Source organism: Zhongshania sp., assembly GCF_047636175.1.
GTDB lineage: Bacteria > Pseudomonadota > Gammaproteobacteria > Pseudomonadales > Spongiibacteraceae > Spongiibacter.
On sequence record NZ_JBLIKC010000005.1, the window covers coordinates 84,396 to 110,758 of the forward strand.

Annotated in this window: 23 protein-coding genes; 7 read left to right on the forward strand and 16 right to left on the reverse strand. The window is 46.9% G+C overall.

Features of this window, described 5'->3' with window-relative positions; translation table 11 throughout:
• Positions 1 to 213: 213 nt before the first annotated feature.
• The 4 genes from ACI955_RS04120 to gspG all read left to right on the forward strand — a co-directional run bounded on the left by ACI955_RS04120 (position 214) and on the right by gspG (position 4,266).
• On the forward strand, positions 214 to 1,917 hold the full coding sequence (locus ACI955_RS04120) for a hypothetical protein (protein ID WP_415242466.1): 1,704 nt from the start codon (positions 214 to 216) through the stop codon (positions 1,915 to 1,917).
• 4 nt (positions 1,918 to 1,921) lie between these two features.
• A complete protein-coding gene (locus tag ACI955_RS04125) occupies positions 1,922 to 2,578 on the forward strand; it encodes a cation/multidrug efflux pump (RefSeq protein WP_415242467.1) in 657 nt (218 codons plus the stop codon).
• Positions 2,579 to 2,635: 57 nt separating this feature from the next.
• Positions 2,636 to 3,670 carry a protease SohB gene (gene sohB / locus ACI955_RS04130; RefSeq protein WP_415242468.1) on the forward strand — a complete coding sequence of 345 codons (1,035 nt, stop codon included), beginning with the start codon at positions 2,636 to 2,638 and terminating at the stop codon, positions 3,668 to 3,670.
• A 143-nt stretch (positions 3,671 to 3,813) separates the two neighbouring features.
• Positions 3,814 to 4,266: a type II secretion system major pseudopilin GspG gene (gene gspG, locus ACI955_RS04135; protein ID WP_415242469.1), complete on the forward strand. Its 453-nt coding sequence runs from the start codon at positions 3,814 to 3,816 to the stop codon at positions 4,264 to 4,266.
• 86 nt (positions 4,267 to 4,352) lie between these two features.
• Here the strand turns inward: gspG and nhaB are convergent, their stop codons facing one another.
• The 3 genes from nhaB to ACI955_RS04150 form a co-directional block, all read right to left on the reverse strand.
• Entirely contained in the window at positions 4,353 to 5,858 is a 1,506-nt protein-coding gene (nhaB, locus tag ACI955_RS04140; protein WP_415242470.1) for a sodium/proton antiporter NhaB, read from the reverse strand.
• A 209-nt stretch (positions 5,859 to 6,067) separates the two neighbouring features.
• Complete coding sequence (locus tag ACI955_RS04145; protein ID WP_415242471.1) at positions 6,068 to 6,799, reverse strand: phosphatase PAP2 family protein; 732 nt, start codon at positions 6,797 to 6,799, stop codon at positions 6,068 to 6,070.
• 7 nt (positions 6,800 to 6,806) lie between these two features.
• Positions 6,807 to 8,435, reverse strand: a complete 1,629-nt coding sequence (locus tag ACI955_RS04150) for a phosphoethanolamine transferase (RefSeq protein WP_415242472.1) — start codon at positions 8,433 to 8,435, stop codon at positions 6,807 to 6,809.
• 651 nt (positions 8,436 to 9,086) lie between these two features.
• Here ACI955_RS04150 and ACI955_RS04155 point away from each other — a divergent pair.
• The gene (locus ACI955_RS04155) at positions 9,087 to 11,261 is read left to right on the forward strand and encodes a TonB-dependent receptor family protein (protein WP_415242473.1); all 2,175 of its coding nucleotides are present in this window, start codon (positions 9,087 to 9,089) and stop codon (positions 11,259 to 11,261) included.
• Between the two features lie 519 nt (positions 11,262 to 11,780).
• Here ACI955_RS04155 and ACI955_RS04160 read toward each other — a convergent pair.
• Together ACI955_RS04160 and ACI955_RS04165 are read right to left on the reverse strand one after the other, a co-directional pair.
• Entirely contained in the window at positions 11,781 to 13,025 is a 1,245-nt protein-coding gene (locus ACI955_RS04160) for an ABC transporter permease (protein WP_415242474.1), read from the reverse strand.
• Entirely contained in the window at positions 13,025 to 13,687 is a 663-nt protein-coding gene (locus ACI955_RS04165) for an ABC transporter ATP-binding protein (protein WP_415242531.1), read from the reverse strand. The genes ACI955_RS04160 and ACI955_RS04165 overlap by 1 nt, the downstream gene beginning before the upstream one ends.
• Before the next feature lie 112 nt (positions 13,688 to 13,799).
• On the opposite strand from ACI955_RS04165, the gene ACI955_RS04170 reads away from it, so the two are divergent.
• A complete protein-coding gene (locus ACI955_RS04170; RefSeq protein ID WP_415242475.1) occupies positions 13,800 to 14,402 on the forward strand; it encodes a DUF3299 domain-containing protein in 603 nt (200 codons plus the stop codon).
• A 209-nt stretch (positions 14,403 to 14,611) separates the two neighbouring features.
• Here the strand turns inward: ACI955_RS04170 and ACI955_RS04175 are convergent, their stop codons facing one another.
• From ACI955_RS04175 to ACI955_RS04225, 11 genes are all read right to left on the reverse strand, one after another.
• Positions 14,612 to 14,902 (reverse strand): hypothetical protein, encoded by a 291-nt coding sequence (locus tag ACI955_RS04175; RefSeq protein ID WP_415242476.1) that lies wholly within the window; start codon positions 14,900 to 14,902, stop codon positions 14,612 to 14,614.
• A 254-nt stretch (positions 14,903 to 15,156) separates the two neighbouring features.
• Positions 15,157 to 16,173, reverse strand: coding sequence for a CobW family GTP-binding protein (locus tag ACI955_RS04180; RefSeq protein WP_415242477.1), 1,017 nt, complete (start codon positions 16,171 to 16,173; stop codon positions 15,157 to 15,159).
• 209 nt (positions 16,174 to 16,382) lie between these two features.
• A complete protein-coding gene (locus ACI955_RS04185; RefSeq protein WP_415242478.1) occupies positions 16,383 to 16,568 on the reverse strand; it encodes an SEC-C metal-binding domain-containing protein in 186 nt (61 codons plus the stop codon).
• Between the two features lie 269 nt (positions 16,569 to 16,837).
• Positions 16,838 to 17,125: a class I SAM-dependent methyltransferase gene (locus ACI955_RS04190; RefSeq protein WP_415242479.1), complete on the reverse strand. Its 288-nt coding sequence runs from the start codon at positions 17,123 to 17,125 to the stop codon at positions 16,838 to 16,840.
• 14 nt (positions 17,126 to 17,139) lie between these two features.
• Positions 17,140 to 17,541, reverse strand: coding sequence for a MerC domain-containing protein (locus ACI955_RS04195; protein ID WP_415242480.1), 402 nt, complete (start codon positions 17,539 to 17,541; stop codon positions 17,140 to 17,142).
• Positions 17,542 to 17,562: 21 nt separating this feature from the next.
• Complete coding sequence (locus ACI955_RS04200) at positions 17,563 to 18,024, reverse strand: Fur family transcriptional regulator (RefSeq protein WP_415242481.1); 462 nt, start codon at positions 18,022 to 18,024, stop codon at positions 17,563 to 17,565.
• Positions 18,025 to 18,046: 22 nt separating this feature from the next.
• A complete protein-coding gene (locus ACI955_RS04205; protein WP_415242482.1) occupies positions 18,047 to 18,655 on the reverse strand; it encodes a ZrgA family zinc uptake protein in 609 nt (202 codons plus the stop codon).
• A gap of 37 nt (positions 18,656 to 18,692) precedes the next feature.
• Positions 18,693 to 21,092, reverse strand: coding sequence for a TonB-dependent receptor (locus tag ACI955_RS04210; protein ID WP_415242483.1), 2,400 nt, complete (start codon positions 21,090 to 21,092; stop codon positions 18,693 to 18,695).
• A gap of 480 nt (positions 21,093 to 21,572) precedes the next feature.
• A complete protein-coding gene (locus tag ACI955_RS04215) occupies positions 21,573 to 22,241 on the reverse strand; it encodes a DUF1826 domain-containing protein (protein ID WP_415242484.1) in 669 nt (222 codons plus the stop codon).
• Positions 22,238 to 23,449 carry a zinc metallochaperone GTPase ZigA gene (gene zigA / locus ACI955_RS04220; protein ID WP_415242485.1) on the reverse strand — a complete coding sequence of 404 codons (1,212 nt, stop codon included), beginning with the start codon at positions 23,447 to 23,449 and terminating at the stop codon, positions 22,238 to 22,240. The genes ACI955_RS04215 and zigA overlap by 4 nt, the downstream gene beginning before the upstream one ends.
• Positions 23,433 to 23,807 (reverse strand): TraR/DksA family transcriptional regulator, encoded by a 375-nt coding sequence (locus ACI955_RS04225; RefSeq protein ID WP_415242486.1) that lies wholly within the window; start codon positions 23,805 to 23,807, stop codon positions 23,433 to 23,435. The genes zigA and ACI955_RS04225 overlap by 17 nt, the downstream gene beginning before the upstream one ends.
• A 1,083-nt stretch (positions 23,808 to 24,890) precedes the next feature.
• Here ACI955_RS04225 and ACI955_RS04230 point away from each other — a divergent pair.
• Complete coding sequence (locus ACI955_RS04230; RefSeq protein ID WP_415242487.1) at positions 24,891 to 26,123, forward strand: tyrosine-type recombinase/integrase; 1,233 nt, start codon at positions 24,891 to 24,893, stop codon at positions 26,121 to 26,123.
• Positions 26,124 to 26,363 lie beyond the last annotated feature (240 nt).

Here is a 26,363-nt window from a genome sequence, read left to right on the forward strand (position 1 = left end):
GGGGCGGCGGTATACTCAGCGCGCTACGCACAATAATAATACTGTGCTTTGCGTCCGTTTAATGCTGAGAAGGCTTTAAATAACCGTTAGTTAAGGGAGGCTTTGGAAGCGTTTTGCTAGTCTCTTTAAGGGTGCTGTAGCGTTGTTTCGAATCGCCTTGAGCGTCAAAGCTAAAACTTGATGGTAAGCCCGGACGGGCTATAAGGATGTTGTGTGGGAGCGAAAGTAGAGATCAATACCAGTTCATATGCCATGGTGGCAGATGAATTGGGTAAAACCTTGCAACAGGCCACCAATGTTTTTGAAACATTTCTGTCCGAACGCCATAATTTGGTACTATTGGAGCAGTGTGAAGCGAATTTGCGCCAAGTAGGCGGCACCCTGCGCATGCTGCAAATTTCAGGTGCGGCTTTGCTAGCTGATGAAATGCGCATGCTGTGCAGCGCTATTTTGAAAAGTGTGGTCGCCGTGCCGGAGAGCCAGTTAAACGCCTTGAGCACTGCTTTTTTCGTGCTGCCGCGGTATTTGGAGTTTGTCCAGTCTAGGCAGTCAGAAATCCCTCAATTGGTGATTTCCCACGTCAATGAATTGCGGGTCGCTCACCATCAGCTGCTGTTGCCCGATAGTTATTTCAGCAAAGATGATGCCTACTTATTCAGCCGCGATTCCAATATCACGTTGCGGACTAAGCCTTTAGTTGAGCCTGAACTTAACACCAATTTAAAACGGATTAGCCATCTTTATCAAAGTGGCTTGCTGGGTTTGCTGCGCGACGCCCACATCCCAATGCAACTGCTAATTATGTCCCGCGCCGTTAGGCGTTTACGCGGTGCGATAGTCTCAGGTCCACAGCAGCGTTTTTGGTTGTTGGCCAATGCGGTGCTAGACGCATTTGTTAATCATGGTCTGGAGCTGAACCCACATCGCAAGCGAGTATTGGCCGGATTAGAAGGGCAGATGCGAGGGCGATTAAAAAACCGACCAGCCCTTAACGAAGTATTAGAACGGCAAATAGTATTTCTTCTTAGTGTGAGTTCATACCGAGAAGGCCTTGTGGGCAAGGTAATCAAAGCGGCAAAAATTCATGTGGCTGAGGTCAATGATGAGCAGCTAAAGACTTACCGCGGCATTATGTTAGGACTGAGCTATGACACAGTGTCGTCGGTTATTCATGAGTTGCGAACTGAATTGCGACACGCCAAGGATGTTTTGGAATTATTGGCACAACACCAGCGCAGTAAAAGTGAAGAGTTATTGCCACTTACGTCAGTATTAAAACAGAGCGCTGATATTCTCGCTGTACTTAATTTACCCGCCCTTGCAGGTACCTTAACCGCCCATGTCGAGGCCTTAAATGCCCTGGTAGGCTGCGATTTAAGTAAAGAGCGCAGCAGGCTTGAAGACCTCGCCGAAACCCTACTGTTTATAGATGGCAGCCTTGCACAAATTGATCGCCGCAAATTAAACTATGAAGACCTGGGCGAAATAACCTTGGAGCGTCGTGACGAGATCAGTGCTGATAATCAGGTCAGCGAAGCACGCAGCATTGTCATTGAAGAATCGAAGGCGGCGATAAGTTTAGTAAAACGAGCGATCTCGGCATATATCGATTCGGGTTTTGACAGTCAGCATATCGCTAATCTTCCCCATTTACTTGACTCCGTGCGGGGCGCTTTTGTGATGATAAACGCGCATAAATTACCGGAACTGACCCAGGGTGCAACTGAGTTTGTCGCCAGGTTTGCCGGCCGAGAAACTGTCAATCCGGCCTCAGACGTACAAGCACTAGAAACCCTCGCCGATGCGATGATCAGCATTGAATATTATTTGAATGAGTTAGGTCGACGGCATATTGCCGATGAGAGCATTCTGCTGGTTGCAGAAGACAGTATCGCAACACTAAGGGCAATGAAGTAAGAGTATGGATACTATGATAGGGCTGGACCAACTATTACTGATAATCACGGGCGTCGGCCTGATACTGTGTTTTCTTGCTTTTATCCGCTTGCGTCGTCACGTTTTTAGCGGTCTAGTGGCGGTTTTGTTGTCCGTCAGTTTTACCGGCATGACACTTGTTGTTACCAAGGATGTTTATAGCTACCGTCATTTAGCTGATGAGCAGCTTGTCGCAAGAGTTTTTGTGTCGGGTAAAATCTCGCAACAGTTTATGGTGAGCGTTGACACCGTTAACGATGAGCCGCTGCAGACCTTCTTAGTGATGGGCGACCAATGGCAGCTCGACAGCAGGGTTGTCCGCTGGAAGCTCGCTGTGGCGCGGCTGGGCTTCAATAATCTTTACCGTCTAGAGCGCTTGTCAGGCCGCTATCAAAGTATTGAAGAAGAGCGCAATTTGGCTCGGACTATCTATCTTATCAATCTTTCCGAGCCCGTTGATATTTGGGACTGGCTGCGCAGCAATGAATATCTGCACAAGTGGGTTGATGCAGACTACGGAAATGCGGTGTTTGCGCCTATGGTCGATGGCGCTCAATACAATGTCTATCTGGGACGCAGTGGCCTGTTTATTCAGGCCGAAAACCCAATTGCGGTCAAGGCCTTAGGCAGCTGGTCGGCTTGACTTGCACCTCACTGCCATACCAATATGTGGCACTTTTAAAATCTCGGGAGTACGTAGTTGGAATTTTTACTGGAATACGGCTTATTTTTGGCCAAGTCGGTCACCATCGTTATTGCCGTTATCGTTGTGGTCAGTGCCATAGCCGTAGCGAGTCAGCGCAATAAACGTGAGAGCAGCGATGGTCATATAGAAGTCACCACCTTAAACCATAAGTTTGAGGACTGGGAAGACATGCTCAAGTTTGAAATTCTTGACGAAGACACTTTTAAGAAAGAGCATAAAGCCAGGAAAAAGCACGAAAAGAAAGAGCGTAAGCATAAAACCGAAGCGCCGCGAAAACGTTTATTCGTGCTGGATTTCGATGGTGATATGAGCGCCTCAGAAGTGGAGTTTTTGCGCCATGAAATTTCTGCAGTGTTAACCGTTGCCAAGCCTGAAGATGAAATTTTACTGCGTTTAGAAAGCCCGGGCGGTATGGTGCATAGCTATGGTCTAGCCTCCTCGCAATTGCAGCGTATTAGAAGCCAGGGGATTCCGCTGACTATCTCCATTGACAGAGTTGCCGCGAGTGGTGGCTATATGATGGCCTGTATTGGCAATAAAATCTTAGCGGCGCCGTTTGCCGTTATTGGGTCTATCGGCGTGGTTGCCCAGCTCCCTAACTTTAATCGCTTGCTTAAGAAGTATGATGTCGATATTGAGCTTCACACGGCCGGCGCCCATAAGCGCACTCTGACCATGATTGGTGAGAATACCGATGAAGGTCGTCAAAAATTTAAAGAAGAACTTGAAGACACCCACATTCTTTTTAAAGAATTTGTTAGTGAAAATCGGCCACAGTTAGACATCGATCATATCGCCACCGGTGAGGTTTGGTATGGTAAGCGTGCGTTAGATGAAAAGTTGATCGATGAGCTTTCTACCAGCGACGACTATCTGCTGAGTAAGCGCAAGGACACTGATTTGTTTTCAGTGAAGTATCGCCAAAAGCGCAGCTTGCCTGAGCGTCTTGGTTTTGCCGCAGAAAGTGCTTTTAACCGAACTTTAAATACCATGTTAGGTAAATTAAGCCAAAATCGTTACTGGGGATAAGGGGCGCAAAGCGATAGCAAATTATCGCTGTCGCCCAATTTATTGTAGATCCGGGATTCAGGCGACAATATAGCCTTATGTTTTAAGAGCGGGTAATTTTGACTGACCTACATTATACCGAAGTCGCTAGGCACAATAGCAGAATGTCGAGACACAGACAGCAGGGAATAAAACGTTGGGAGGTGCTGTTGGCCTTAGCGATTTCTGCCGCCATTGCGCTGGTCGTTGGGGTTATGGTCACTAAGCGCATCGGGTCAGCAATGAATGAGCAGGTAGATAATGATTTCCGGCGGATATCGATGGCTCTGCATCAGTATAAATTGGATAACAATCGTTATCCAAGCACTGAACAAGGTTTGATTGCTCTATTTGAAAAGCCGACAACGGCGCCGCTTGCTCCCCTTTGGAGAAGTCCGTATATAAATCGTCAAACGCTAATCTACGATCCTTGGAATAATACTTATCTCTATGAAAGCTCCGCAGCGCCGCCTGGTTTTATAGTTAGCACCTTGGGTGCCGACGGTGTATCAGGTGGTGAAGAACTTAACGAAGATAAGATTCTTAGGTTTCAGAGTGATGAAAATTATTTTGATTAAGCTGCAGTGTTAGATTTCAGTTGAATATTTTCACCTAATAAAAAAGGGCCTTTTGGCCCTTTTTTATTCACTTAGCGGTGAACGTCCTAATTAAAAAACCACACTGACAGCAAGGCGACGCTGCTCATTACGATGGTATAGGGCAGCGCCATGATAACCATCTTACCGTAAGACAAGCGAATTAGCGGAGCCAGCGCGGATGTTAATAAAAACAAGAATGCCGCTTGGCCATTGGGTGTGCCCACACTTGGAATATTGGTGCCGGTGTTAATCGCCACCGCCAGATGCTCTAATTCTTCACGGCTGATATTACCCGCATCAAAAGCGGTTTTGACTTCATTAATGTAAACGGTCGCCACAAATACATTATCACTTATGACGCTGAGTAAACCATTCGCAACGAAGAACATCACTGTACGAGTCTGTCCTTGTAGCGCCAGTACCGCATCAATAATGGGCGTGAATAAATGCTGCTCATGAATGACGCCAACAATGGCGAAGAACACAACCAGCAGAGCAGTGAAGGGCAGGGCCTCTTGAAAAGCGTGGCCAATGCGATGTTCGTCGACAACGCCATTAAATGCGGTTTGTAAGACAATCACGGTGAGACCAATCAGCCCAACTGGCGCTAAGTGCAATGCAAGGCCGACGACCAAAAATACTGCGACGATGCTTTGTATAATAAGTTCTGCAACATCGGCAGGGCTGCGTTTCTCATCTTGCTCTTGATCATATTCAAGTAAAACACTGCGCACACTCTGGGGCAGTTTTGCACCATAGCCAAACCATCCAAAAACCTCCAATAGGGCACAGGTTAGTAAACCAGCAAATAAAACCGGCATGGAAACGGGCGCCATAACTTTGAAGAAATGCAGAAAGCTCCAGCCCATTTTTTCAGCTATTAAGAGGTTTTGTGGCTCGCCCACCAAGGTACACACACCACCAAGCGCGGTACCCACAGCGCCATGCATTAGCAGGCTTCGCAAGAACGCGCGAAATTGTTCCAGGTCGGAGCGCGAATGATCAGTGACCTTGTCGTCGTAGCTATGATCGTGATCACTGTGTGAATGATGCCCGCCAGAAGCGACACGGTGGTAGACGGAATAAAAACCAATACCGACTGCAATAAGCACCGCAGTAACAGTTAATGCATCTAAGAAGGCGCTAAGAAAAGCCGCCGTACCAGAGAAGACCAGCGACAATGCAACCTTAGAGCGGATGTGCAGCAATAACTTTGTGAACACAAAGAGCAGCAAGTTCTTCATGAAGTAGATTCCCGCCACCATAAATACCAGCAGCAGAATGACTTCAAAATTATTTCTGGCTTCCATGTACACGGTTTCGGGGCTTGTCATGCCGATAACAATCGCTTCAAGCGCTAACAAGCCGCCCGGTTGCAATGGATAACACTTCAGCGCCATGGCCAGGGTGAAAATAAACTCAGCAATTAGCGCCCAACCGGCGGCAAAAGGCCCTCCAGTAAAAAACAAAAGTGGGTTAATAATAAGGAAACCAACGATGACCTTTTTATACCACAGCGGCGCATTTCCCAGAAAATTGCTCGCAAAGGCACGCACCAAATTTTGATCCATAATTATAATCCTATCTATTTATCACTCGAGCACAGATGACGTGACGTCAGCCAGGCTAATAGTCGGCGGCAATCGTAATACAGTCCGAAGCGGGTGGAGAATAAGTGATAATCGCTTCTGATGGTGGCCGCGGACTTTGTTGATTGAACGATTGCTTGCGCTCAGCGCTGTCAAATAAGAGCTGCAGAAGGGTACGCTTAATTTTGATTTCATTCCGGCTTCGCACAGGCGGCCTCTGGCAAAAAATCATCGACCGCATGCCGGTGCTTGTCTGGCCATGGAAGAACCAGAAGGGCAACTAGATTAACGACAAACCAGCATAAGATCATAGATACAAGAGTGTGGCTTAAAAAGTGATGGCCTACCGCCATTTTATATCCTCCCATCAAGGCCCCCGCAGTGATGGCAAGCATTAGTATTTGGCGTTTTCTACGCAGCGTTTTCATAAGGTATACCAGCGCAAGTAAAGCAAAGCCGCCGCTTGCGTGCCCGGCTGGAAAACATCGCTGCCGCTTATCGGGTTGTTGGTCGCTAGGGTAATGCTCAAAGACGCCAATATATGGCAGATCGCCACCGTATTGAATAAGCGCATAGGGGCAGGATACATTGGTAGTGCTTTTCAGGGATGATACTAAAGACGGTCCCAGCGGCAGGGCGATCAAGACGATTAAAATCCCCTGTTGATAAGACTTAATGAGCGCCCGCTTATGTAAAAAAACCGCTGCAATAAGTAAACTAACTTCAAAAATCACCAAGAGTTTCTTAGGGCCATCATAGAGCATGAAGTGAAGAATAGGGTGCGAGGTATCGAGTACCCAGCTTTGGGTCTGACTATTGTAAAAAAGTGACTGCACCCAGAGATCGAGATTAGTAAACTCAAAAGTCAGCAGCACCGCAGCTAGAACAAGAAGCGATATAGCAATATGTTTAATGGGAGACATTTGCGGTTTACTCATCCTCCTCTGGCTTGAGCATAACCAGCTTAGCCTCAGCTGACGGAACTAAGTCGCTTGTTAGCTCAAAAATCTCAAGCAGCGTATCGAAAACTGCATCATGAGTATTTGGCGCATCTTTCAATAGTTTGCTTTGCTCGTAGTCGATGTCGGATGTTTCGCCAATCCAGGCGAGCACCGGCACGTGTGTTTGGGCGCGGGGTGCAAAACTGTAGGGCATGCCGTGTAAATACACACCGGACTCCCCCAGTGACTCACCGTGATCACTTACATAAAACATCGATGTCTCGTAGCGATTAGCGTTTGATTGTAAGAAGGCAATCACTTTCGATAGAAAAAAGTCGGTATACAGGATCGTATTATCGTAGGCATTAATAATCTCTTGCTGGCTGCACTCGGAGAGCTCCCCAGACTGGCAGGCGGGTGTAAATGCTTCAAATTCGGCAGGATAACGACGTGCATAGGCAGGCCCGTGACTGCCCATTTGATGGAGCACAATTAAAATATCCCCCGTTCGGCCGTCGACATAAGATTGCAATCCATCCAACATGCCAATGTCGCGGCACTCGTGACCGCATACCGGGTTGCGCTCAGGTGAGCGAAAATCCTCAAACGGAACCCGGTCAGCGACGCCCTTTGAGTCGGAGTTATTGTCACGCCAAAGTATGTTAACTCCCGCTGATTGGAGCAAGTCCAGACCGTTTTCGGTGTTGCGGGCACGTTCAACGTCAAAGCTATTGTGGCTTGAATAAGAGAACATACACGGCACCGAAATAGCCGTAGACGTGCCGCAGGATTGGATCTGGCTATAACTTATTAAGCGATCGATTTTGGTAAGCTCGGGATTAGTATTGCGGGCATACCCATTTAGTGAAAAATGATCCGCTCTCGCGGTTTCTCCCACCACTAGAATAACCAGCTCTGAATGTGCGCTCGGGGTCTCTAAAATATTGGCGAGTGCGCCTAGCGATTGAAAGGGCAGTGGTGCGCTCTTTGGTAGTGAGCTAGCAGCAAGTTGCAATGCAGAATACAGCGGGTAGGCAGGGCTTATATAGTAGCGAACCTGTTTGTGCTCTCTGAAAAAGCTAGCGTATTGACTACTAAACATAGAGATACTGGCGGCAACCATGATCAAAGCACCGACGGCAGTGGCGGAGTTGCTTAGCAGCGAATGAGTGAAGCCTTTATAGCGTGGACCAAATCGCCATGCAATGATCGCTGGCAGTATTCCCGCTAGAAGAAGCCTTGTTGCCAGCGAGACTGTTATCAGATCAGCAGATTCCGATGGGTTGGTCTCAATAACACTGCGTAGCATATCGACGTCGATGACTGTCCCAAAGCTATCGGCAAAATAAGAACTCATGGCGCCTGCGATCAAAAATACAATGGCGGTGATTCGTGCAGTCAGTACCAAACTGAATAGAGCCGCTAGAAATAGCAAGCTGGCAAAAGTGGCAAGGCCTAAGAAGCACAGAAACGCAGCATTTCCTACCCAGGGGTAAATTTCTAGCACATGCGTGAAGAACGTCAGATTAGCGGTGGCTGTTAAAAACAGCGTGATGACTATTAGCAGCTGATAAGACTTTAAGCGAAAACCGGGTGCTCGATTAATTTGGTATTTCATCGGTTTTAGTTGTCTCTTAGTTAGATGGACCTGAATTTACAGCGCATGAATATACTAGGTGGGTAGAGTTAAGAAAGTCTTAAGAATTGCCGGCATCTATGCCGTGGTCGCGAACATCCCCCAATCTGGTGAAAGCCTAGCTAAGTTCTGACATCGCGCATTCTTTTGCATCGGTAATGCGTTCAGATCTTCGGGGCAGGCTCTATAGCGTGCGGCCTCGCTCAATTCCGATATGTATGCGTACCGGGTAAGTGATGTCTAGACCGCGTGCCGGTGCGGATCTGAATATCAACGATGGTCTGCGGGCGTGTAGTCAGTTGCTGCGAATAGCCCGCTAACCACAGCAAAATCCGTTGGGGTAGTGAGGGGCGGCCAAGTTTTAACTTAGGAAAATGAGTCTTGTCCAGAATTTAGGTCACTCACTTAGCTATGTCGTCCTGACCCTCAAAGTAGATCTTAGCTATTTCATCACGGTGTGCCGCACGGGTGGCGTCCCAATAAATGCCGTGGCCATAATTAGCCGCGCAGCAAGAATTTCGTAAATTGTCCTTAGTGGAATGGCAGATTCCCTATGATTTACTATATAAGTTCGGGCCTTCCATTGACTCATCATATGATAATCATTATCATTACTATTCGTAAGTGGATGTAATGAGTAACATTAAAAGGATGGGGTTAGGTGTGAAGAAGTCGCTATTATCTACGTGTATTATGTTGTTGCCCGCAGTTTCTGCATTCGCAGATATAGACAGTATCGAAAAAATGCTCGTCATTGGTAGCATTGAAGGGGCGAGAAGTTTGCCTGGCTCAGGTGCTGTTATAAGTTCAGAGCAGTTGAGAACTGAAGTCACCACTGACATTAATCAGGTACTTAAAACTATTCCCGGTATCTATATCCGCGAAGAAGACGGCTTAGGTCTTCGTCCTAATATTGGTATTCGCGGCGCGACCAGTGAGCGCAGCGGTAAAATAACCTTAATGGAAGACGGCGTGTTAATCGCACCTGCGCCGTATTCAAACCCAGAAGCATATTATTTCCCAACGGCGCTTCGCATGTCGTTGTTTGAAGTGCTGAAGGGCGCGCCCTTGTTACGTCATGGCCCTCAAACTACTGGCGGCATTGTAAATATGTTGTCTACACCGATACCTGAGAAAATGAGTGGATCGGTGTTAGTCACCGCCGATCAACGCGGCTCTACAGATATTCATGCTTATTTTGGTGGCCAGAACGCCGATTGGCGCTTTTTGCTCGAAACCGTTCAGCGTAATGGCGAGGGCTTTAAGGATATCGACCGCAGCAGTCAGAATCCAGGGTATGACATTTCTGACTATGTATTTAAGCTTGGCTGGACCGGTGAGCGTCAGGATGTCTTATTGAAATTACAATCTTCAGATGAAATTTCCAATGAGACCTATCTTGGGCTTAGCGATAAGGACTTCAATGAAGATCCTAATCGACGTTACGGTTTAAGCAGTATTGATGAGATGGATAATGATCATCAAGCACTCAACCTAAGCCACGTTTTTAAGTGGTCTGATACCGTGACGTCCACCGCAACGGTATATAGAAATGACTTTGCTAGGAATTGGTTTAAGTTAAGTGGTGGCGGAGATATCGTTAGCGCTGCTAATGAGGGCGGAGCGCTTGAGCAAGCCATATTAGATGGTAGCGCAGAAAAAGATGGTCTGAGCTATAAGAACAACAATCGGAAGTATATTTCGGAAGGTGTTCAGCTTAATTTTGATATCGAAGCGGGCGCTCATCAGTTCGCTGTAGGGTTAAGGCGTCACCACGACGAAATGGATCGTTTTCAAGTAGTAGACACCTACAAGCAAGAATCAAACGGTGACTTAGTATTTCAATCTAGCAGCATTGATACTGGTGAGGTTTCCGGCAGTAACAACCGAGAGGAAGAAGCTGACGCTCTTAGTTTTTGGTTAACCGATTCATGGCAAGTAAGCGACGCCTTAAATATTAATTTGGCCCTGCGATACGAAGATGTTGAAAGTAGCAGACTAGAATATTCTGATACCGCTCGCACTACGTTTGCCACTAATAAAAATCGCCAAAACGACACGGCTATCTGGTTGCCCGGGGTATCATTTAGCTTCGACGTGAACGACCAAATACAATTATTAGCCGGTGTTCACAAGGGTTTTTCGCCACTAGGTGGTGGTGCCAAAGTATCGCAAGATCCGGAGGAAAGTAAAAACTGGGAGGCGGGTGTTCGCTTTAATAACGACCATATATTTATCGAAACAATAGCATTTTACAGTGACATTACCGATACCACTGAAAACTGCTCAGTGGCTGCGCCATGCAGCAATGGTGATGATTCTGGTTCTTTCGCCCTTGGCGAATCGGCGGTGTCAGGTCTTGAACTACAAATAAGCGCAGTGACTACGATCGGTGCTTTTCAGATTCCACTGGACGCAGCGTTCACTTATACCAAGGCCGAAATCACCAAAGACAATGCCGTTTCTGGCTTTGAATCAGGCGACGATCGAAAAGATATTCCTGGGCGGGTCTTTAGTTTACGGGCAGGCTTCGAGCACCAAAGCGGCTGGAATAACTACATTGTGGCTAAGTATATTGATGAAATGTGTTCTGTTGCCGGCTGTAATCGGACCAATGGTAATTATAAAAAGACTGAAGAACTATTTGTGATGGACTACATCAGTCGTTACCAGCTCACGCCAGATGTTGAAGTGTTTCTGAAAACTGAGAACATCTTTGACCAGCAGCGAATAGTGTCACGCAACCCAGACGGCGCCCGGCCGAATCGACCGCGCACCACACTAGTTGGTATCCAGTACGGTTTTTAATACCAGACTCTGGTAATAACTTCTGCGCAATAGCCGGCGTGTTTTGATCAAGCATCTGTAAAGTTCGCAGATGCTTGATCGCTTAACACGGGGTTAGTGACACAGATCTATAATCGTTTGATGTGGGTTATCCAACGTGAGGTGGCTGACGATTTCAGGGTCAAAACTCTTGCTAGATACGATAACCAACTGAAATTAAATAATAAATAACTTTTTTGTACAGGTGATAACGTCAAGCGGTAGCGAGAGCGGTGCCTTAAAATCGCCCTCCAACCGGCCCATAGAGGAACTCACTGCAGCTATAAACATATATTCCACAAAGCGCCGATCAATATTACCTGCCATACCTTTCTTCACAGCTTCGCGATCCACCTATTGCTGCAAGCACGGCCGCTGAAAATCTTCAGCCAGCTTTTGGGGCATAAGTCGATATAAAGTACCGAGATCTATACCAATGTGCTCACCGTGGAAGGTGGTGCCCATTGCTGATTTCGTAACGGGCTTGTCCGTGTAGACCCATTACGTTAGTTGCTGTTGAAGCGCTTGCCGGTAAGCACTGATACCGGGAATGATGCCAATAGCAAGTGTACAACCAATAATGACTGGTAGATAAAGCAACGATTGGAGAACGAGAAAATCGCTCCGAATATATAAACTGAATTGTTCTGCTAGGAAATTGCTTGATAAAGTCGTAAATAAACCGAGTAGTGCGATAGCAAGTAATGTTCCGCCAAGACTGATCAATAAAGCCTCAGCCTCGATAAGAGCCAGTAAAAACCACGGTGAAGCACCTATGGCACGCATTACAGCGATTTCTTTCTGGCGCTCGCGGATAGAGCTCAACAGCATCGCTGAGAGTCCTAGCAGCGACGCGAAGAATACTAGAGCGGAAATCAGGCGCAGGGTGCTTTCCATGACGGCCATGGTCTGCCAAAGCTGAGTGAGGGTGACGCCTGGGAGGATGGCTAGCAGGGCTTCGTTACTGTTTGTATTGATTTGTCGTTGCAACTTAAAACTCGCGAGTTTTGATTTTAGGCCCAACATCACGGCAGTAACACTGTCTGGTGTTAGGTTTGGTTGCGTTTTTGTGTGAGAAGCATGGCCGCTTGGTAATTTAATACCTTGTTGCCAATCGACGTGGACAGCCTCCATACCTTGCAAGCTAACGTGCAGTGTTTGATCGACTGGCGTACCGGTGGGTTTTAAAATTCCGGTTACCTTAAAGGGTTTGTCCTTGTGATGACTAAAGCTGGTATTGCCTAAGCCATGGGCTAGTACTAACTTGTCGCCGATTTGATAATCAAGCTTGTACGCTACCTCACTGCCGAGCACGACGTCGAATATATCTGAAAATGGCTTTCCTTCTGCGAGCACTAACAGCGTGGCCTGGCCATAACGAAAGTAGGTGAAATAATCTGTGGTTGTTCCCATCACCCGATAGCCCTTGTGGGAGTCTCCTAGCGAGATGGGGATAGTCCATGCAACATTTGGGTCTGCCGCGATGTGTTGATAACTTTGCCACGATATATTATTCGTTGCATTTCCCAGCCGGAAAACAGAATAAAGTAAAAGGTTGATATCGCCTGTGCGGGCGCCAACGATAAGGTCTACGCCAGAAACCGTGTTGTTAAAACTGTTCTTAGCCTGGTGGCGAATTTGTTCTACGCCCAACAGTACAAAGACGCTCACTGCTATCGCTAGGAGTGTGAGCAAGACAGACCCTTTACGGCTCCAAACACTGGATAGGGCAAGACGTAAAAACATTAGTACTTATCCTGAGCTTGATTTAAGTCTGCGAGTGCTTCCACCCTGTGAAAGGCATCTGCCAAAGCTAGATCATGGCTGACAAACACCAGCGCAGTTTGATGTAGCTTCGCTTGATCAAATAGCAGCGACATAAACGCATCACGGTTTTGTTGGTCTAGGGCTGAGGTGGGTTCATCTACTATCAATAATTCCGGGCTGTTAACTAGGGCTCGTGCAATAGCGACCCGTTGTTGTTGGCCAATACTTAAGAGGCTGGCGGCTTGGTTATGTAAGTTTTGGTCAATTCCCAGGGCGTTGAGTAGTTCGAGTGCGCGATGCTTGGTCTTTTTGGTTCCGGCAAAGTGCGCAGCCAATGCAATATTACTCACTGCGTCCAAGTAGGGGATGAGGTTAAATTGCTGAAATACAACGCCGATATGTTGCGCCCGCCATTTATCACGTTGGCGCCCGCTAAGCGTATTGAGTCGTTTGCCGAGGACGCAGATTTCGCCGGTATTGGGTAACAAAATACCCGCCAGTAAATTCAGGAAAGTGGACTTACCTGTTCCAGACGGGCCATATAAAAACACCTGCTCACCTGGCTCAAGCGACCACGCGGGAATGTCCAGCATTGATGAGTTGTCAGTGCTGTAGCGAAAGTGTAAGTCCTTAACTGACACCAACAAATTGCAAATTCCTTTATATAAGTGACCGCGAGAAATATGTTATAACATATCATTATTGTCGGAGATATTGCTACTGACTGTCATTACTTTATTTGTGGAGCTGATTTTGATCTACCTTAGTTACTTTTCGTCATTCAATAGAATCAGTTTCTTGGTAGTGTTGCTGTTAAACGCTGAATTTGTCTTTTCTCAAGATAGCAACGTAGCGCAGGTCGGCAGCTATAAAAATATCGAATGGACCGACTTGATGCCGCAGGCTGACCTTGAGGCTTTGCTCAACCCCCCAGAGTCTCTCGATGACATCGCCGATGGCTCTCTGCAAGACGAAATAGCAAGTCAAATTAAAGTGGCAATTGAGAAAGCCGGAGATAGCCGCTACCAACAGGCGTTGGTTTCGACACAGATAGTGGGGAGCTTTGAAGGTCAGGCGATTCGTTTACCTGGCTTTATTGTCCCCTTAGAATTTGGCAAAGACCGGCATCATGTTACCAAGTTTTTTTTAGTGCCATATTTTGGCGCCTGCATTCATGTCCCGCCGCCACCGCCAAATCAAATAATTTATGCTGATTATGAAAAAGGCTTTAAGCTAACTTCTCTGTATAATCCATTTTGGTTATCGGGAGTGCTGCACACCACATTAATTGAAAATGATACCGCAACGTCAGCTTATGCAATCGTGGTGGATAGCATAGAACCCTATATAGAATAAATAAACGCTAGTTACTACTTGGCACCCCTGTGTGAGTTGCTTGTAGCTATACGTCGGAAAAATTTGCAGTACGGCAATGAGATATTAAATATACCTGCTTGCCAAATTACTCTTTTAAAACCGCTTGAGTGTCAGGTTTCGATTTGTTCTGCGCCGGACTGTAAATAGTCAAACTAAAGTGCGGTGAGTGCTTCGAGCAATGAATTGTATTACTTGCGAATGGCGTGTCTTAATTGGTCAATTCCCGAAGAGTACATTGTAATAAACGTCTCGCTGATTTCTTCACCTGCCCCCTCTGGGGAACATGCATTGCAAGATGGTTGCGGATCGTACTCGATATAAAGCTGCACCGCTTTGACATAGACTTCGGTAGTCAGCTTAGCGACGGTTAATAAGCCATAATCGATGCCCGCTGAAACACCTGCGGCGGTAATGAATTTTCCCGCTGACGATATTTGAATTAGCCCGAAGAGCCCGAGAAGTGAGGCCAGTTTAAGCATGAGGCAAGTGTTCTGTTTGAGGTAAACGGGACATTAGAGTGGAAACCGTTTTCTCAGTCAATGCGGTGTTTTGTTGCAGGGGCTGAGAAAAGATAAGTCTGACATTTTATATTTTCTGTATGTCCGTAGCGGTTTTGCCTGCCGATTCATTTTGGCTATCGGGCGTGCTGCGCACCACATTATTTGAAAATGATACTGCCACGGCCGCCTATGCAACAAAGGTCGACCGAATTGAGCACCATGTCGAATAAATTTCACTCAGCAATAATACAATCAAACAAGGCGTCTTCCAAATTTTCAAGTGATTGCTTATTGGAGCTGATACATTCAATGCGACTATCTAGGCAATCGTCCAGCTGTGATTCAGTCAGCACATCATCGGCTTTGTTATAGGCGACAATGCCTTGATCGGTGATAAATATGCCTTTGATACGTTCCGCGTTCACACCGAGTAATAGGGTGTACAATTTACGTGCGTCGAATACCCAGTCAGCTTTGAATATCCAACCTCGGCTGTAAAATCCCTCGCCTTCATTGTCGATGCTAAGGTAGCCAGCGTCGGGAAGGATACGGGTTTCGGGTAGTGATTCATTGCTTTGTGCGTTGTGGTGATGGTGTTCGTGATGGTCTATTGGTTTGTGCTTCCCCATAAGCCAGTCTATTTGTAAAGCACCCTGACTTACTTGGAAAACGGATTTACTGTTTAGGTGTACGCTGTTTTCCAAAAAACTAAGCAGCTTCGGAAAATCTTCAGACTGGTATTGGTCTGCCTTATTGGCCACGATCACATCGGCAATGGCCAGTTGCTGGTTAAAGATAGGGTGCTTGGTATAGCGCTCGTCCTGAACTTTACGGGCATCTACCAATGTTATCGTGGCGCGTAGGTCCAGTACATCTTTGTAATGCTCAGCAGCCAGTACGGCTAATACCTCCCTAGGGTGACCAAGACCGGTGGGTTCTATTAATAAGCGATGTGGCTTGGCGCGGGCGAGCAACATATTTAATGCTATTTGCATGGGTAGTCCGGCGGCACAGCACATACAACCACCGGATACTTCGCGAATAAACACACCGCTATCCTCTGTTTCAGTTCCCGTAAACAAGCTACCGTCGATGCCGACCTCGCCAAATTCATTGACCAAAACCGCCCAGCGTTCATGACTGGGCTTTTGTTTGAGTAGGTGAAGTATCGCAGTGGATTTCCCAGCGCCTAGAAACCCAGTGATGATATTGGTGGGGACCGAAAGAATTTTCGAATGGTTAACGTTCATTGGCCGAGCCCTTATAGCTTTGTATTAGCGTATTGTTTGCAGACACAATTGATTCTGAAAAACTAGAATATTCAGGAGACACCTTCTGCAATCGTAGGTAGGTGACATATTGGGTTTTTAGATAACATGTATATTTCTTTTTTCATACCCAGTGACTATAGATTTAGAATAGTTTCGGTTCTACAGCAACTTACGTCTATAGAGTATCGTTATAGCGATTGCCCACAACATTTTTTAAATTTACGGCCATTGCCGCAAGGACAAGGCTCATTGCGCCCAACTTTGGGCGCTGTGCGTGTAACGGGTGTTGTTGAGCTACAGCACGTTCTGTCGCTACAACCAGACTCGATATTCGTCAGTGTCTGCGGTATGGGGGTGTTAATTTCATTGCTCATTAAATTGCTATCTCATTGCGGGTTATGTTTTCGATTAATTACGACGGCATTTTGGGTAAGCAGGTTTTATTGAAGCTCGACTTTAAGCCAGCAGTCTTTGATCCATGGCAATTGTTCGAGTATCGCTTTGATGCTTTCGCGGCTTCTACCAAAACATCAGATTTTCAGTATTAATATTGCCTTCGGTCATTGGGCGTGCATTTTTGATTGAAGTGCAGCGCACTTTCAACTCTTTCTCCCATAAGTAAAAATAGATTTCTTTGTGGGGTCTACTTTGAGATAGAAGCAATTTGGGCGGTTTTATCCATGATAGTCTGAGAGACTGACAAACCGGTTGCTGCATCAAATGTCTTGGTCGGCGCTAGCGTCTCGACAGATCCGGTGTGCAGAGTGCACCGATCGATCATACCGAGGGTGTCAAGCCGCTGGCGACATACCTCCAACACCACGTCCGACGGATCCACGGCGATAAAAGTCCACTGCGGAAATGTTTGCGCTAGTTGGATCATCTCTGCTCCAGTACCGGCACCGACACAGAGAATGTTGTCTTCGTGCATATTGTTCTCCTAAGTCAGTTTGCTCCACAGCGACACTGAGCGTGTTTGCATAGGGTGTGATTTTTAAAGTGACCAAGGGCTATTAGTGACGCGCCCAATACAGAGGCTATTTTTTCGCCCATATCACCGAGTAGATCATGACCAAAAAAGATAGCCAGGCTAAGTGTTGTTAAACCGAGTAGGCCGATGATGAGAACGCTTTTATTTTGGTGTTGGCGGCAGCCCATCGCTAAGGCAATTAGGCTGGTGGGTAATACGGCTATTAACATCCACTGGTGGAAACGCTCATCACCAAAGGTACTTGCCGCCAGTGTTGGGACCATAAGGAGGGCAATGGGAAGTAATAGGCAATGGACAGTGCAAACAAAGGAAAGACCGATGGCTGCTTTGTCGATATGAGTGGATACAGGTGTCACGCTTATTCCTTAAATGTGTTGTTATGCCGCTGTTTTGGCGCAATCTTGGCAGAGACAGTGCAGCTCCAGTTGTGGGCTTTTGAGAATATACCCCGATTTTTCAACATTGACTTTCAACGTGTTAATTAAGGCTTTTTTGATGCCAATTTCCTTTACATTGCTGCATTCATCGCAAATCAAAAATTGAGGTACTTCGTGGGCGTGGTTGCAGCTGATGTGCGAGCACGCCACATATTTGTTGGCTAAGTGTAATTTGTGGACTAGGTTTTCTTCTGCAAGGAAGTCGAGGATGCGGTACACCGTGGTGGGTGGTAGCGATTCACCGAACTCCTTATGCATATAGTTAATTAGCTCGTAGGCAGACTGCGCCTTTTCGGACTGCAGTAAGCCGCTGAGTATGCGCTTACGCTTTTCGGTCAATCTGGCACCAGTGGCGCGGCAACTTGCTTCTGCGTGAGCAAGAACGTGTGCAATGTTGGTCATAGTTTGTTTACCTAAAGGCTCTTTACCTGAAATTAACGTTAAGCTGGTTATTATCCAGTGTTATTGCGCCTTGTCGACTTTTCACTATCCACTGTACCTGTAAGAACTGAATATTTGGAAACTCAAGGAGGATAGTTGTTGTCAGCGACGTTAATTGCTCGGGACGTTGGCAGCGATAATGATAGAGCGCTTCAATATCGCGATGATCTGCACTCTTTTTGTGAGGCTCGTGGTCATGCTGGTGATCATCAAGTGTGTTATTTGTATTGTTGTCGGCGACAGTTTGGCTGACGCCGCCATAATTGAGGTCGTAATCGATTAACTCGCATCGTGCAGCATCTAGTAGGAATAGCGTGTCGGCTGCGGCGAGTGTGTTTTTCATTTTGTTTACCGCAGCCTGCTGTTCGGAGTTTTTCGCGCGATGCTCAAAGCCAAGTATATTCACTGCAGGAGAGCGAAACTCAATTTCGAGCTGCTCTCCTTCAAGTGCGACAAACAAGATTGCTATCCCATGGGTATGAGCCGCTAAATTAGTAGCTGCGCTTAGCTCCTGCTCTTGAGCATTTACAAAGGCGACTGCTGTCAATAGAAACAGCATTGTTAGCACATACCGACAATATGCAATCATCATGTTTTTCTCATCGTTTATCGTGGCAATTTACTGATATTTAAAATACTCCGCGGAGGCCAATACTAAATCCACGCCCTGGAAGGGGGGCGAGATTTTTCAGGAAAGAGGAGTGCACGCGTGCTTCTTCGTCACTTAAGTTGCTGGCCTTCAGATAAATTGTCATATCACTACTATTGCCAGCGACGGTATAGGCCAGTTCCGCGTCTACCAAGGTATATCCATCGGTCTCAGTTTCCCGCTGGGCGTTGTTTTGCTGCTCAAAGTAGCGAGCAACGCCGATTTCCGCTTCCCAGCCCTGGCTTTGATAACGCAGTTTACTACCCAGCCGCACTGGAGGAATGCGGGGCAGATTACCGCCATTGTCCAGTTTGCCGCGAATGCTGTCGCCCCACAAAGTCAGAGTAAAGGGCTCGGCAAACTGCCAGGCAAGCTGGGCCTCAATGCCGTAAAGGATCGCGTCGTCCTGTTCGAACACATAGACCGGCAGGGCACCATGATCATGCTCTTCGTGCTCGCCTTCTTCCTCGCGATCGTGGCCTTCAATATCGTCGCTGTTGAAGCCAGTATTACGCTGGTAGTAAAAGTTGTTCACTTGGTTGTAGAACACGTTTACCACCCAGCCGATATTGCCGGAATGCTTGCGCAGGCTCAGGTCGATATTGGTAGAGACTTCTTCCTCGACATCGTTGCCATCATTGAAATGGGGGTGCTCGCCATCGTGTAACGAGAACAGCGCGCCCACCTCAAAACTGCCCGTGCCGATATGGGCGCCGTAAGAAAATAGTTCCGAGGCGCTAGGTGCCCGCTGGGCGTGGGTCAGGGAGAGCGCGGCGTTATAGTCATCGGTAAAATCCCAAACTACCCCAGCAGACAGGCTGTAAGGGTCAAAGTCTAGGTCATCGAAATACAGCAGATCTTCCTCGTCATGGCCAAAGGCGATGGGGTCAGCTTCAAGGCTTACTGTTTCGATTCGGGCGCCCAGCTGCCACAGAAAATCGCCAAAGTGCTTTTCTTGCATCAAAGCAAGGGCGTAGCTGTCAGTGCGATTAGGTGGGGTGAAGGCTTCTTCACCGACGGCTTCAAAATCTGATGTTTTACCTTCGAATGACAAAGCACCGCGCCAGCCAGCGAACTCTTGAAGCAGCAAGTCGACCCGAACTTGCAGGGTTTCGTTACGAAATACCGTGCCAAAGTCGCCGTTTTCGATCTCGGCGTGTTCGTAGTCGGTGTAACCGATACGAGTGTTAACGCCGCTGAGCCAAGGGCTGTCTAGAGACAGTTCACTAAGCAGTTGCCAGCGATCCTGCTTCAGATCGGAGAGAACACCTACTTCCTCTTCCTCATGTTCGTCGTGTTCTTCGCTCATCTCCTCATGGCCTTCTTCATGTTCCTCTTCATGATCATCGCTATGTCCAGGAATACCATTAAGCCGTTCCAAACGGCCGTAAGCCAAACCAATATAGCCATTTTCCATTAATAGGCTGCCGCCGATATTAAAACCCTTGCTTTCCGAGGCGCTGTTTTCCAGAACGCCGTCACGGTGCTCTTCGTGCGCTTCCTCTTCGTGTTCTTCCGCGGTTTCTAGAACGGCTGTGCCCGGAATATCGTAATTACCGCCATCTCGCCAAAAGCCATCAATATGTACAGCAAACTGGTTGTTGCCGCCGGTGTACGCTATTGAGGCGTGATCTTCATCTGCCACCATATTATGGCCAAGAGAGAACGCCCCTTTTGGCTCACTGGAGGATGGCACCCGATCATCGACGATATTTACCACGCCGCCAATAGCGCCAGAACCGTAGAATAAGGTGGCCGGGCCGCGTAGAATTTCAATCTGCTCAGCGGTGCTGGCCTCGATGGCCACCACATGATCTGGGCCGACCCGGGAGGCATCACTCACATCTAGTCCGTTCTGGGTGATCAGCACTCTGGGGCCGTTCATGCCGCGAATAATAGGGCTACTGGCCACTGGTCCGAAATAGCTGGAATGCACACCCACTTCGTTTTTCAGGGTTTCGCCCAAGGTCGACGCCTGCTTGCGCCGCAATTCATCCCCAGCCACGACAGTCACCGGCTGGGCGGATTCCATAATGGAGGAGTGAAAGGGGGTGGCCGTCACGTCAACCTGCTCAATAGCCGAACGCCGTAACACAATGCTTAACAAGATCTTTTGGTCCGACTTCAAACGCAAGGTCTTGTGGCTATAGCCAGGGGCGTTGATATGGAGCTCATCCAGCGTCGCATCGCCTGTCTCCAGGGTAAATTGTCCCACTGCATCGGTGCGGGTTTGCAGGGTGCTGCCCACAACCTCAATCTCGGCGTTACTGATCGGCTGGGCATTGGCATCAGTAACCTTTCCCGACAGGGCGTGCGCCATACTGGGAAAGACCAATCCGGCCAGAGTGGCAATGACGATAGCGCTGGGTGTGTATTTCAATTTTTTACTCCGAGTTTGTTTTTCTTTAATTTACTGAAGACTTATAGTTAATTGCGCAACAATAAAGCAATGATATAACATATCATTTTATGGCGCAATGAGTGATGATTCAATAAGGCTGCCGCATTTAAGAAGATTGCTATGTCGCAAACAACTATTTCTATTTATTAAGGAAATTTTATCAATGCGTCAGAAGAAGTTTATTTATGTTTCGATTCTAAGTGCCAACTTGCTTTTTCCGTTATCGATTTTCGCCCAATAAGCGCGTCTTGAAGAGATAACGGTTCATGCATTGTATGGACCGAATTGTTTATATATCCCTTCAAATTTCAACGATATATCTTTTTTCATAGTTATTTTTTGAGGGCTTGTAAACGAAGTCAACGTCCGTCATCTGAATTTTCAGCAATGACTTGTGAGAGGTATATTTAATAAACTAAGTCTATTTTCCTGCGGTAATAATTAACGTAATTTATGATGTCATAAGAAATCCAACGTCAGTAATAGCCGCTTCTGGCCATTGGCGATAGGAGGCGAACGGTGAACAAGACCCGCACCTTCGTTGCCCTCCCAAGCTTCGCCCTTGAGCAGGGCGATGTCGCCAGTAGTTATTACTTGAATTGTGTGTGGACCTGAATACAAACCACTTTCTGCGTCACTTAGCCCCTTGCTGCCAGCGCCCAGTTTACTCCTGTCTACCGTGTGATGAGGAATCCAATCCGTGCCTACGCCTACATAGGTGGTGATAAGCCGGCAGGGCACGCGATCGACATGGAATTTTGGGCACATGGCGTTATCGAGGGCGGTAAGTCGAATGCCTACGCCGTTTATATCGAATAAACAGCTGAACATTTCTGCAAGTAATTGTATGTCTGCACTCAGTAAGGGGTAGTCTGTTAGCTCTGGAATATGCTTTTTTAAGGTAGCTATCTTTGAATTTGGATACGTATGACGGATACCCATGAAACCTTTTTTATGTAGCAAGTTTTGGCATTCTGCAATGAGATCCGGGGTGTTTTTACGCTGCCAGACGGCTAACGTTACCTCGCTCTGATAGATGGCCGCGAGAGTGTCGGCTGTGTTTCCAAACGCAGCGCTATCAGTATCTTGCGTGTTAGCCAACGGGGGCATTACCAGTGCTGCCGTCATGCAATAGCCTCCCATGTTGGAAACGGATCAGGTAATTTTTCCCAGCATTCGCGACCCGCGAGTAACTCTGTTTCGCTTATTAGGCAGTCGTCTAACGCTTTGATGACGTTGTCTCGATCCAAATTTTGTCCGATAAAAACCAATTCTTGACGCATATCGCCGAAGGGTTCTTGCCAGCTTTTTTTGATTGATGCTAAGTAGTCTTCGTCTTTTGGCCATTGCGCTTCGGGAATCGCCTTCCAGAACATGCCTGCAAATCCGAAGCGAGCCATACCGCCTGCTTGACTCCATTGCCCAGCAAATTCAGGACGACTGGCCAACCAAAAGTAGCCTTTGGAACGGATAAGTTTTCCTTGAATAGCGTCGCTATGGAGAAAGTCGTAAAACTTTTGAGGATGAAAGGGTTTCCGGGCGGTATAGCTAAAGCTGGCGATACCGTATTCTTCGGTTTCTGGCACGTGCTCACCGCGCATTTCCTTAAGCCAGCCCGGCGCTTGTTGAGCACGTTCAAAACTGAACTTGGTGGTACCTAGCACTTTATCAATGTTGACCTGTCCGTTGCGAATGGGAACAATCTCGGCCTCGGTATTAAGAGTCTTCAGCACTGCGATTAGTCGCTGTAAGTCGGCATCATCGACTAAATCGGTTTTGCTTATGAGCAAGACGTCGGCAAACTCGACCTGATCTACCAGTAAATCTGCGACGCTACGCTCATCTCCTTCGCCTAAATGTTCTTCAGTTTCCTGAAGGTATTTCGCTTCATCAAAATCGTTTAGAAAATTCAAGGCGTCTACCACCGTGACCATGGTATCTAGACGGGCGACGTCAGATAGGCTCACACCATCTTCATCTGCAAAGGTGAATGTTTCTGCTATTGGAAGTGGTTCAGAAATACCGGTGGATTCGATTAACAAATAGTCAAAGCGACCTTCGCTCGCCAGCTTTCGGACTTCCAGCAAAAGGTCTTCTCGCAAGGTGCAGCAGATACAGCCGTTGCTCATCTCTACCAGTTTTTCTTCACTGCGGTTCAATTGCACGTCATTTTGTATTGCATTGGCATCGATGTTGATTTCGCTCATATCATTAACAATGACAGCGACCCGTCGGCCCTCTCGATTGTTTAGAATATGACTTAGTATCGTGGTTTTGCCTGCACCAAGAAATCCCGACAGTACCGTTACTGGCAGCTTTTTAGCGGCGTTTTCCATAGTGCTTTTCCTTTTCTTCCATTTGATGTTTAACCTCAGCGCAATATTCAGCGGTAGGGCGTATTGATAGCCTATCGACACCAATGGCTTCACCACTTTCAAGACAGTAGCCGTACTCACCATCACGGATTCGCTTCACTGCGGCATCGATTTTTGGTAACAGCTTGGTCTCCCTTTTGACGCTGCGTAGCGCAAGGCTTAGTGTCTCTTCATGCTGAGCGAGGTCGGCTTCGTCTTTTAATTCTGGCCTTTCACTCAAGCTACCTTGTGCATTTTTTATATTTCGCAACGTTTCTTCTTTAAGCGCTTGTAAACGTGCTTCAAAAAACATCAGCTGCTCGCTGTTCATGTAAGGCATTGATGCAAGGCCACTCGGTAGCTCGGTGTACCCCTCACTACAAGGGTTATATTCGAGAAAACCATTGCTCACCCATTCAATGTTAAATGATATAACATATCATATATTAGCTTGGCTGTTTTACGCAACCAACATCAATAAAGATAATTAGGAGTAGGGTGTGAAAGTAAATCTGAGCAGAAAGTGCGTTGCCAACGTTATCGCGTCAACGTGTAGTGCGCGCCAAAATCGGGCTTTTCCAACGAGGGTAAGCAGAACGTCAGCACTATTGAAACCGTAATAGTAATTGTAACCCGAACAAGAAAATCACTTTAAGACGTACCAGTCTCTATTAGTGTTCAGGACATGGCCGTGTTGCGAAAGAATGGCTTCACCTAGGGCACCAATGAGTTTCGAGGTGTTCCTGGCGTGTCATTTCGACGTGGTGAGGGCGATGGCGATTTGGATGCCGTGAAGGATACTCGCAACGGTATTCCATTGGACAATAACGGTAATCTTTCACCGGTACCAAGAGGGCGAAGGCCTTTTTGGGCTTTGGTTCCCCAGAGGACGACCAACAGCTGTAGCTAGGCACACTAAAAGTAGACCATGTCATCAGTTCTTCTTTATCGCTATCGGCGGACTTACAATTGCGCCACAACGAGCGTGAGAATAATCATAAATTTTTATGATTACTTTTGCTTCGCGTCGGAAAAAATATCAACGCTAAGCTTGCAAACTATTGTCATATGGTTTGTTTGTGAGCAGTTTTTAAGCCAATATTTTGATTTGCATCGGAATTTCAACCAATTATTATCAAGATTTGGTGGATGATCTGACCCACGTCTGGGCACGAAAGACGCAGGGCGCTCAATGGCTTAAGCTTTAATGCTGGGTCGCCTTTTCTTGCAACTGGGCCAATATTGGGTGCAAATCTATAACTCGATTGGTTCAGCGGAAGCCCGCATTGAGGGAGGGGAGTAAAAGAAGGGTGTAGCGCATTCAAAAAATCCGATACGGTGACGTATTGGACATAGCGGGCATGGGGCGCTAGAATACAGATATTCGACTATATACACTTATATGTAGATATCAGGAAAATCCATGGCCATTCCTAAACCCGTCCCGCTGTACCCAACATACAAAGATCTCAAAGATGTAAAGTTTGAAGAGTTTCCTGATCTCGCCACCGTGTTAGCCGATACCTGTAAATGGAAATCTAAGGCGTGGCTATGGGGCCAGGAATTTCTATCTTATATTGGTCGCAACAAATCAGAACACACATACACGCGATTTCGTTCTGAAGTCGAGAAATTTCTGCTCTGGGCATTTCTTATCAAGGATAAGCCTATCGACCAATACCGAAAAGCCGATATTTTAGAATATGCAGATTTTTGCTGGCGACCGCCATTAACGTGGATATGTTTGTCGAATGTTGATAAATTTATTATTAAAGGCGGTCTTTACACAAGTAACACTGAATGGGCGCCATTCCGGTTGATGACTGCCAAAGGTGATACATCAACGCCAGACAAGAAAAAATACCGTCCCTCGCAAGAAACCTTACAAGCAACGTTTACCGCTGTTAATGCCTTCTATAAACATCTAACTGATGAAGAATACTGTTACGGAAACCCTGTGCAATTAGCAAAAAAAGATTGTCGATATTTGATCAAAGATGCACAGGTCAAGGACGTAAAGCGCTTAACGGAAGACCAGTGGAATTTCCTGCTGGAGATTAGTCATACCATGGCCGATGACGACTCCCGGTATGAGCGAAGCTTGTTTCTCATCGCATCATTAAAAACCCTATTTCTCCGCATTTCAGAGTACTCAGATCGTTCTGAGTGGTCACCCACAATGAGCCATTTCTGGAAAGATAATGACAATAATTGGTGGTTGAAGATCTATGGTAAGGGCAGAAAAGTCCGCGATATTACGGTTCCTTCGAGCTTTCTAAGCTATTTAACACGCTACCGGCTATATCGAGGTTTAAATAAGCTACCTGTGCCTGGTGAAAACCACCCTATTATTGAAAAACTCCGAGGCCGTGGTGGAATGACTGCGCGGCAGTTATCAAGGTTAGTACAAGAAGTATTTGATCAAGCTTACGAACAAATGAAGGCACGCTACGGCGAAGATAATGCCAGTAATTTTAAAGAAGCGACTTCACACTGGTTACGACATACCGGTGCAAGTTTAGAGATAGAGCGTGGTCGTTCACTAAAAGATGTATCCGAGGATCTGGGGCATGCAAGCATGTCTACCACCGATACGGTGTATGTACAGACCGATGACAAAAAGCGGGCCGCTAGCGGTAAGGAACGCAACGTTTAACCGACTACAAACAATTACGAGAAAGCTCTACTTTTCGCTTTAGCTATTTACCACGTGCTGGCTGGAAAGACGTCGAACTCATCATAGGAGATTTAACTGCTAAAGGTCATATTTCAACTCTCTCCATCAGTGCCTCCCATAGCAGCATGACTTAACGGTGAATTGAAATTCACATTAGATGTGGCCGTGTGTTTGAGTAACCGGGCTTAGTAAGAGTGGATTCTTCCTAGTGCGGCAGCT

Bases quoted from the DNA above. Each gene is read 5' to 3' on its own strand.
- nhaB (WP_415242470.1), bottom strand. From the start codon at position 5,858: ATGGATCAAAATTTGGTGCGTGCCTTTGCGAGCAATTTTCTGGGAAAT.
- zigA (WP_415242485.1), bottom strand. From the start codon at position 23,449: ATGGAAAACGCCGCTAAAAAGCTGCCAGTAACGGTACTGTCGGGATTT.
- ACI955_RS04185 (WP_415242478.1), bottom strand. From the start codon at position 16,568: ATGAGCAATGAAATTAACACCCCCATACCGCAGACACTGACGAATATC.
- ACI955_RS04155 (WP_415242473.1), top strand. From the start codon at position 9,087: ATGAGTAACATTAAAAGGATGGGGTTAGGTGTGAAGAAGTCGCTATTA.
- ACI955_RS04225 (WP_415242486.1), bottom strand. From the start codon at position 23,807: ATGCCTTACATGAACAGCGAGCAGCTGATGTTTTTTGAAGCACGTTTA.
- ACI955_RS04145 (WP_415242471.1), bottom strand. From the start codon at position 6,799: ATGTCTCCCATTAAACATATTGCTATATCGCTTCTTGTTCTAGCTGCG.
- ACI955_RS04150 (WP_415242472.1), bottom strand. From the start codon at position 8,435: ATGAAATACCAAATTAATCGAGCACCCGGTTTTCGCTTAAAGTCTTAT.
- ACI955_RS04160 (WP_415242474.1), bottom strand. From the start codon at position 13,025: ATGTTTTTACGTCTTGCCCTATCCAGTGTTTGGAGCCGTAAAGGGTCT.
- ACI955_RS04215 (WP_415242484.1), bottom strand. From the start codon at position 22,241: ATGACGGCAGCACTGGTAATGCCCCCGTTGGCTAACACGCAAGATACT.
- ACI955_RS04125 (WP_415242467.1), top strand. From the start codon at position 1,922: ATGGATACTATGATAGGGCTGGACCAACTATTACTGATAATCACGGGC.
- ACI955_RS04175 (WP_415242476.1), bottom strand. From the start codon at position 14,902: ATGCTTAAACTGGCCTCACTTCTCGGGCTCTTCGGGCTAATTCAAATA.
- ACI955_RS04180 (WP_415242477.1), bottom strand. From the start codon at position 16,173: ATGAACGTTAACCATTCGAAAATTCTTTCGGTCCCCACCAATATCATC.
- ACI955_RS04205 (WP_415242482.1), bottom strand. From the start codon at position 18,655: ATGATGATTGCATATTGTCGGTATGTGCTAACAATGCTGTTTCTATTG.
- ACI955_RS04200 (WP_415242481.1), bottom strand. From the start codon at position 18,024: ATGACCAACATTGCACACGTTCTTGCTCACGCAGAAGCAAGTTGCCGC.
- ACI955_RS04230 (WP_415242487.1), top strand. From the start codon at position 24,891: ATGGCCATTCCTAAACCCGTCCCGCTGTACCCAACATACAAAGATCTC.
- ACI955_RS04190 (WP_415242479.1), bottom strand. From the start codon at position 17,125: ATGCACGAAGACAACATTCTCTGTGTCGGTGCCGGTACTGGAGCAGAG.
- gspG (WP_415242469.1), top strand. From the start codon at position 3,814: ATGTCGAGACACAGACAGCAGGGAATAAAACGTTGGGAGGTGCTGTTG.